Annotated in this window: 9 protein-coding genes; 8 read left to right on the top strand and 1 reads right to left on the bottom strand. The window is 40.6% G+C overall.

Features of this window, described 5'->3' with window-relative positions; genetic code table 11:
* Positions 1 to 58 precede the first annotated feature (58 nt).
* The 8 genes from QME58_13905 to QME58_13870 all read left to right on the top strand — a co-directional run bounded on the left by QME58_13905 (position 59) and on the right by QME58_13870 (position 3,734).
* A complete protein-coding gene (locus QME58_13905) occupies positions 59 to 220 on the top strand; it encodes a hypothetical protein (protein ID MDI6804909.1) in 162 nt (53 codons plus the stop codon).
* Positions 221 to 222: 2 nt separating this feature from the next.
* Positions 223 to 411 (top strand): hypothetical protein, encoded by a 189-nt coding sequence (locus QME58_13900; GenBank protein MDI6804908.1) that lies wholly within the window; start codon positions 223 to 225, stop codon positions 409 to 411.
* On the top strand, positions 408 to 836 hold the full coding sequence (locus QME58_13895; protein MDI6804907.1) for a lysozyme: 429 nt from the start codon (positions 408 to 410) through the stop codon (positions 834 to 836). The genes QME58_13900 and QME58_13895 overlap by 4 nt, the downstream gene beginning before the upstream one ends.
* 3 nt (positions 837 to 839) lie before the next feature.
* Positions 840 to 1,049, top strand: coding sequence for a hypothetical protein (locus tag QME58_13890; protein ID MDI6804906.1), 210 nt, complete (start codon positions 840 to 842; stop codon positions 1,047 to 1,049).
* An 11-nt stretch (positions 1,050 to 1,060) separates the two neighbouring features.
* A complete protein-coding gene (locus QME58_13885) occupies positions 1,061 to 1,531 on the top strand; it encodes a hypothetical protein (GenBank protein ID MDI6804905.1) in 471 nt (156 codons plus the stop codon).
* A 30-nt stretch (positions 1,532 to 1,561) separates the two neighbouring features.
* Positions 1,562 to 1,864 (top strand): hypothetical protein, encoded by a 303-nt coding sequence (locus QME58_13880; GenBank protein MDI6804904.1) that lies wholly within the window; start codon positions 1,562 to 1,564, stop codon positions 1,862 to 1,864.
* Positions 1,865 to 1,911: 47 nt separating this feature from the next.
* On the top strand, positions 1,912 to 2,073 hold the full coding sequence (locus QME58_13875) for a hypothetical protein (GenBank protein ID MDI6804903.1): 162 nt from the start codon (positions 1,912 to 1,914) through the stop codon (positions 2,071 to 2,073).
* 164 nt (positions 2,074 to 2,237) lie between these two features.
* A complete protein-coding gene (locus QME58_13870) occupies positions 2,238 to 3,734 on the top strand; it encodes a hypothetical protein (protein MDI6804902.1) in 1,497 nt (498 codons plus the stop codon).
* Positions 3,735 to 4,294: 560 nt separating this feature from the next.
* On the opposite strand, the gene QME58_13865 is transcribed toward QME58_13870, so the two are convergent.
* Positions 4,295 to 5,497 (bottom strand): cytochrome c peroxidase, encoded by a 1,203-nt coding sequence (locus QME58_13865; GenBank protein ID MDI6804901.1) that lies wholly within the window; start codon positions 5,495 to 5,497, stop codon positions 4,295 to 4,297.
* Positions 5,498 to 5,542: the final 45 nt, after the last annotated feature.

Genomic DNA, 5,542 nt, shown 5'->3' with positions numbered 1-5,542 from the left:
CTTGCATGCTCAAGGAGATATAAAATGACCCACTCGAGTACGCGAAGACCCAAAAGAATTGGAACGCTTCGATAAAGGACTTGACGGTATCCAAAATGAGCTCAAGAAAATTCGAATCGAAATTGCTACACTAAAAACAAAAGCTACCATCTGGGGGGCGATCTCAGCTATCGTTTTTAGCGGAACTATTAACTTTATAATTCATTTACTAAAGAGGTAATTATGAAAAAAAAATGGTATCAATCGAAAATTATATGGGTGAACATTATAAGTTTATTACTCGAGTTGGCTAACTCGCTCCTCGACATGAATGTATTACCAGCTGGGACATTACTTATAATAGTCAACGGACTTAACATCATTCTTCGGCTGATTACAAAATACCCAATAGGAGACGAGTCGCAACAGTGAAAACCTCTCCTGCCGGCATAGAGCTAATCAAAAAGTTTGAGGGACTCTCATTAGTCCCTTATAAATGCCCGGGTAACGTCCTTACAATTGGTTATGGACACACCAAAACTACGAAGCCAGGTATGAAGATTCAAGTTAAGGAGGCGGACGATTTACTGAAAGAGGATTTAAAATATTTCGAGGAAGCTCTCCTTAAATTAATAAAATCCCCTATTACTCAAAATCAATTCGATGCCATAGTCTGTTTTTGTTTTAATGTTGGTGTCGGTAATTTCAAACGCTCTACTTTGCTTAAATTTATTAATAGCCCAAGATATTACGACGCAGCCGACCAGTTTTTGGTGTGGAATAAAGTCGGCAAAAAAGAATCACTCGGCTTAACAAACCGCCGCACGGCTGAAAGAAATTTGTTTCTCGGATTATAAACTATGGAACCTAAAAAAAACGAAACCGATAAATTAAAGTCGAACAACGCAAAGTCGTTTTATTTCGATTTCGAAATAATTGTTGATAACAAACAGGAAATAAAAACTATCGAAGTCCAAGCAAACACAATTAACTCCGCATTAGAAACTGCACTTAAAAAATTAACCGACGGCGGAAATGCTGCATCTTGGAAATTAATTAAAACATATTAAGGAGAGCCATTATGGCAATAGATAAATCAAAAATTTTTGCTAAAGCATGCCACGTTTACGTAGCTGCCCGAACCGACCCAAACACACCCGTTCCACATATTGCTGGCACAGATTGGACGGATATAGGCAGCTTAAAAATGGGCAGCGCTAAAATCAGCACAGAGCTGCACGAAATCCAGATCCATACCGGCGAGAAAGTATTAACCGGCGTTACTCTCAAGTTCGATGCTGAAGGTATGGAAACCGACGCCGCGAAACTAACAATTTTAGAAACGCTTCTAAATAAAGTATGCGATGTTATACTCCGCCCAAAAGTCACCGCCGATACGGCTGCGATTAAACTTTTAGGCTTGAATATATCTTATGGACTCGAAGGGCCATATTCCGGAACCGATGCTATAGTTTGTAAGCTTGCAGGAAGCGTGATGGCGTCGAAGCCGTCCGATGTTTACTTAGCTGCTGTAGTAAGTTGGGTAAAATAACACTCACTTAGTAGTGAGCGAAGTCGAACTATGAGCGAACAAAATAAATATACAATCGGAGATAAGGAGGTGCAGCTTGCACCTCCTGTCCCCAACAGGTTGCAAAAGTTTTTACTTATCGCCGGTATTGAAGACCTTACGGTTATTGGCAATGAAGCCAGGCATCAAGAATTTGCAATTAAGCTCCTCGCATCCGTAACCACACCTGAAAAAGCCGGACAAATGATGAATGCCTGCCTCCAACCGCACAGCGGTTTTGATTGGGATAATGTTGACAGCCGGATTATGTTAACTATTGCTACTGATTTTTTTTCTCAATTAAAAACGAACTAAAGATAACCGGTGAATTATTCGACAGATATGGCATCGAAGGAGACGAAATGGAAAACGAAGACCCTTGTTGGATTGAAAAATTTGTGTTCGCTGCTTCAGGGGGAATCGCTTCAGAGTTTCTAAAATTATTTAATGATGCTAAGTGGAGCGAGGTTGTTTTGATTGCTCTTGTTCGGGCTGAGTCGGTCTCGAGAATGCAAAATCGATAAATGATAAAACCAAGACGAATGGCAACAGGCAAAAGCCCAAACACACAAAAGAAAGAATTAAAATTGAAAGTGTTTCCGGGGTAGGTGTATATGCGAATAACATCAACGCAATTGCAGCATAACAGAGGGTATAAATTGTGTAATATTTTTTAAAATACGGTGCTATGTCGGATAAAGATGTCATATTAAAATTAGTTATAGACCCTTCGGGGGCTATTAAAGCTATTCAACAAGTTGAAGGCTCTGTTAATAATTTAGGTAAAGAATTAACAAATGTCAAGCAACCTGCTGACGCTTTAACCGGCGCTTTCGTGAATATCGCAGCCCGCGCCGCAAGTGCGTTTGCGGTTTTTAGGGGTTTAAAAGCTACCTTCGGCGAATATATCTCCGCATACAACGAGTCCGAAAAAGCAATAGCATCACTCACACAAGCATTAAAGCAACAAGGACTGTTCACTCAATCCACACTAACGGATATGCAGGCTTACGCGTCTGAGCTACAAAATCTTACCGGTTTTAACGACGATGCAACTATCCAGACTATGGCGCAGCTCACCGCTATGGGATTACAAGGCGAACAACTTAAAAAGGCAACGGCTCTCTCACAAGACTTAGCCACCGTTATGGGAACGAATATGGACGGCGCCGCTCGTATAATGGCTGACGCTTTTTCGGGTAATGCCGGTATGCTTAAACGTTATATAAAAGGATTGGACGAAATAGATATTAAACAACGAGGCGCCATCTCGATTATCGAGCAATTAACAAAAGCAGTTGGCGGGCAGGCAGAAGCTGTTGGAAATACCGGCTATGGTTCTGTTAAAAAGTTCAGCGAAATCTGGGGCGACTTAAAAGAAAAATGGGGCGAAATACTCACTAACGTTCTGGCTCCACTTTTAAAAGCCTTGTCTTCTTTGATAAAATTAATTATTGACGCACCTCCTTTTGTTCATGCACTAACTCTCGGTGTGGTTGCGCTCGCCGGTGCTTTTGCATTACTGAATACCTCTATGGGTGGACTGCCGTTGATAATAGGTGCTATTGTTACCGGAATCGGGATGTTTGGTGCATGGGCTGGTACTATGAAGAAAGCAAAACAAACTACAAGGTCTGCATCGGACGAGATCCAAGTATTGAAGGATAGAATTAAAAACCTCAAAGTTGAAGCCGGGCAAACTAAAGAATTAGACGAGCTGCAAAGAAAACTTGATGCGCTTGGTAAACCCACGGAATTCACATTGAGAAATGAGATAGCTAAGTCGCAGGAAGCGGTTGATGAATATACATCGAAGTTAGAAGATGGCAAAATAGTCTTGAGCCAAATTCTTGAGTTGGAGAAACAAGGTAAGGACGTCCGAACTGAAAATCCTGAACTTGCGGAAAAGTATTTCCAGATATTCAACGATGGCAATAAGGAAGCGCTTCTTCAGCTAACAGAATATGAAAACGCAGGGATTGCCGCGGCAAAACCGGCAAGATCGCCAATCACTCCGCCACCAAGAGCAATAATAAGAGCGTTTCGGTCTGCTTTGAGTTTGAGGAGTTTATCTTCAAGTTGTTCTTTGGTTTTTCTGGTTTTGCTTTTTTCGCCTGCTGGGACAGAAAGGAGATGCGCCTCGATTTTGTTTGACCGAAGTGTTTTAAGAAAATCATCACCATAGAATCGTTTGACGTTTGAGTCGGTTATGATGAAATATTTTGAGAAATATTTCCATCTTGCAAATTCGCTTGCAATGGCTGCAAGGGTGATACCAACAATGATATCGTAAGAATTATCACCTGAACTTTGAAGATTTACCCGAATCGTTTTTACCATTTAATGTCTCGATAGTTATGCTATCAAGATACGAAAGCTGTATTGGAAATTCAAATTGGATGAGTCAAAACACGATCTCGATACTTCACTAAGTTATTCCTACATTTTACTGATATTTCTTCAGTAAAAATGGTAGATCAAATAATATCACATTATAAGATTCTTGAGAAGCTCAGCAAATGTGGAATGGGTGTGGTAGCTCTGGGAACTCGAATAATTAGAGACAATGATGTGATATTGAGTTATCGTAGAAGTTAGGCGGCATTAATTTACGTTAACGAAAACGAGGGTTGGTCCCAGATGAAATCAAAGACAATCAGGCAGTACCTTGATCTGATACCGCCTGACTCTTAGGTTTTGTAAATTATGTTTGCTCTAAATCAATCAACCTAGTATCACCTGATACTATTTTATCAACAGCATCTTTTTTGTCTGAGTAAAACTCTTACTCGCATCAGTAATATTCCTTGCTTCTAGTCTGTAGAAATATACACCGCTTGGCAAATTGTTTGCATCGAATCTTGAATTATAGAGACCTGCCTCCTGTTGCTCGTTCACAAGTGTCATTATCTCTTGTCCTAAAGTATTGCATATCTTCAGAGTGACATAGTGAGTAGCTGCCAGCTCATATTGAATCAGAGTACTCGGATTAAATGGATTTGGCGTGTTAGATAGCAGAGCAGAATTAGATTGTGATTCAGAGACCAAAGAAGGTTTATTGATGGAACCTGGAAGTATATAACCATCACTAAGCGTTTTCAAGAATGCAACAATCGCATCCTCGTCTTCGGATGTTAGACGAAGATTTCCTAATTCAGCAGTATTCACATTCATAGGTACTTCCGGTGGGGGCCAAGTTGCCTTAACATCACGAGTATTATAGAAATGTACGATATCTTTTAAACTCTTAAAAAATCCATTATGTCCATAAGCTTTTACAAATCCTTCGTAAGGTCTTTTATCAACATTCCGTAGTGTAGGGACTTTATGCTTTCCGTAATTCTCAGCAGCATACTGTGAATACTGCGGGACTGTTTCTAAAAATCCGCCAAGCCCTTTATCGATCCAAGCAGCGCCGTCCGGATTTATGTCTGGAGGCTGAGTATAAAACGGATTATCCGGATTCTTTGGTAGTCCTAAATTATCGTAACTAAAATCGGTGAACAGCGGTGGTGTATTTTTATCGTACGGTTTACTGATGTGACATTTTGCGCATTTCCCGTATGTGTTGAAATATCGCATTCCATCTTTTTCCTGCTTGGTCAATTTTACTTTTCCTTGCAAGTAATAATCAAACTTAGAGGTAAACGGATTTACTTCGGATGAGCGCTCGTATGCTGCGATGGCATCTGCTACCTTGTTGTAAGCTACATCTATACTGTCCCAAACGTTGGACCCGTAAACCGTTTCAAACAAGTTCGCATAGCTGGACTCATAACGAATCTTGTTAATCACAACTGCCTTGCTGGCGATATTCTGTTCCACTGGATTGAGAAAAGGTCCGCGAGCTTGTTCGGCGAGTGGGTCACCTAATTCCCAACCGGTAGCTCTTCCGTCCCAGAACATACCGCCAATGAACAAATCGCCTTTCCTTTGCTTATAGGGCATCTCTAGAAACTCGCCGAATTTTGTAGAAAAAATATTTTACGTATA

It is taken from the genome of Bacteroidota bacterium, from assembly GCA_030017895.1.
GTDB lineage: Bacteria > Bacteroidota > Ignavibacteria > UBA10030 > BY39 > JASEGV01.
This window is presented reverse-complemented; position numbering and strand designations above follow the sequence as displayed.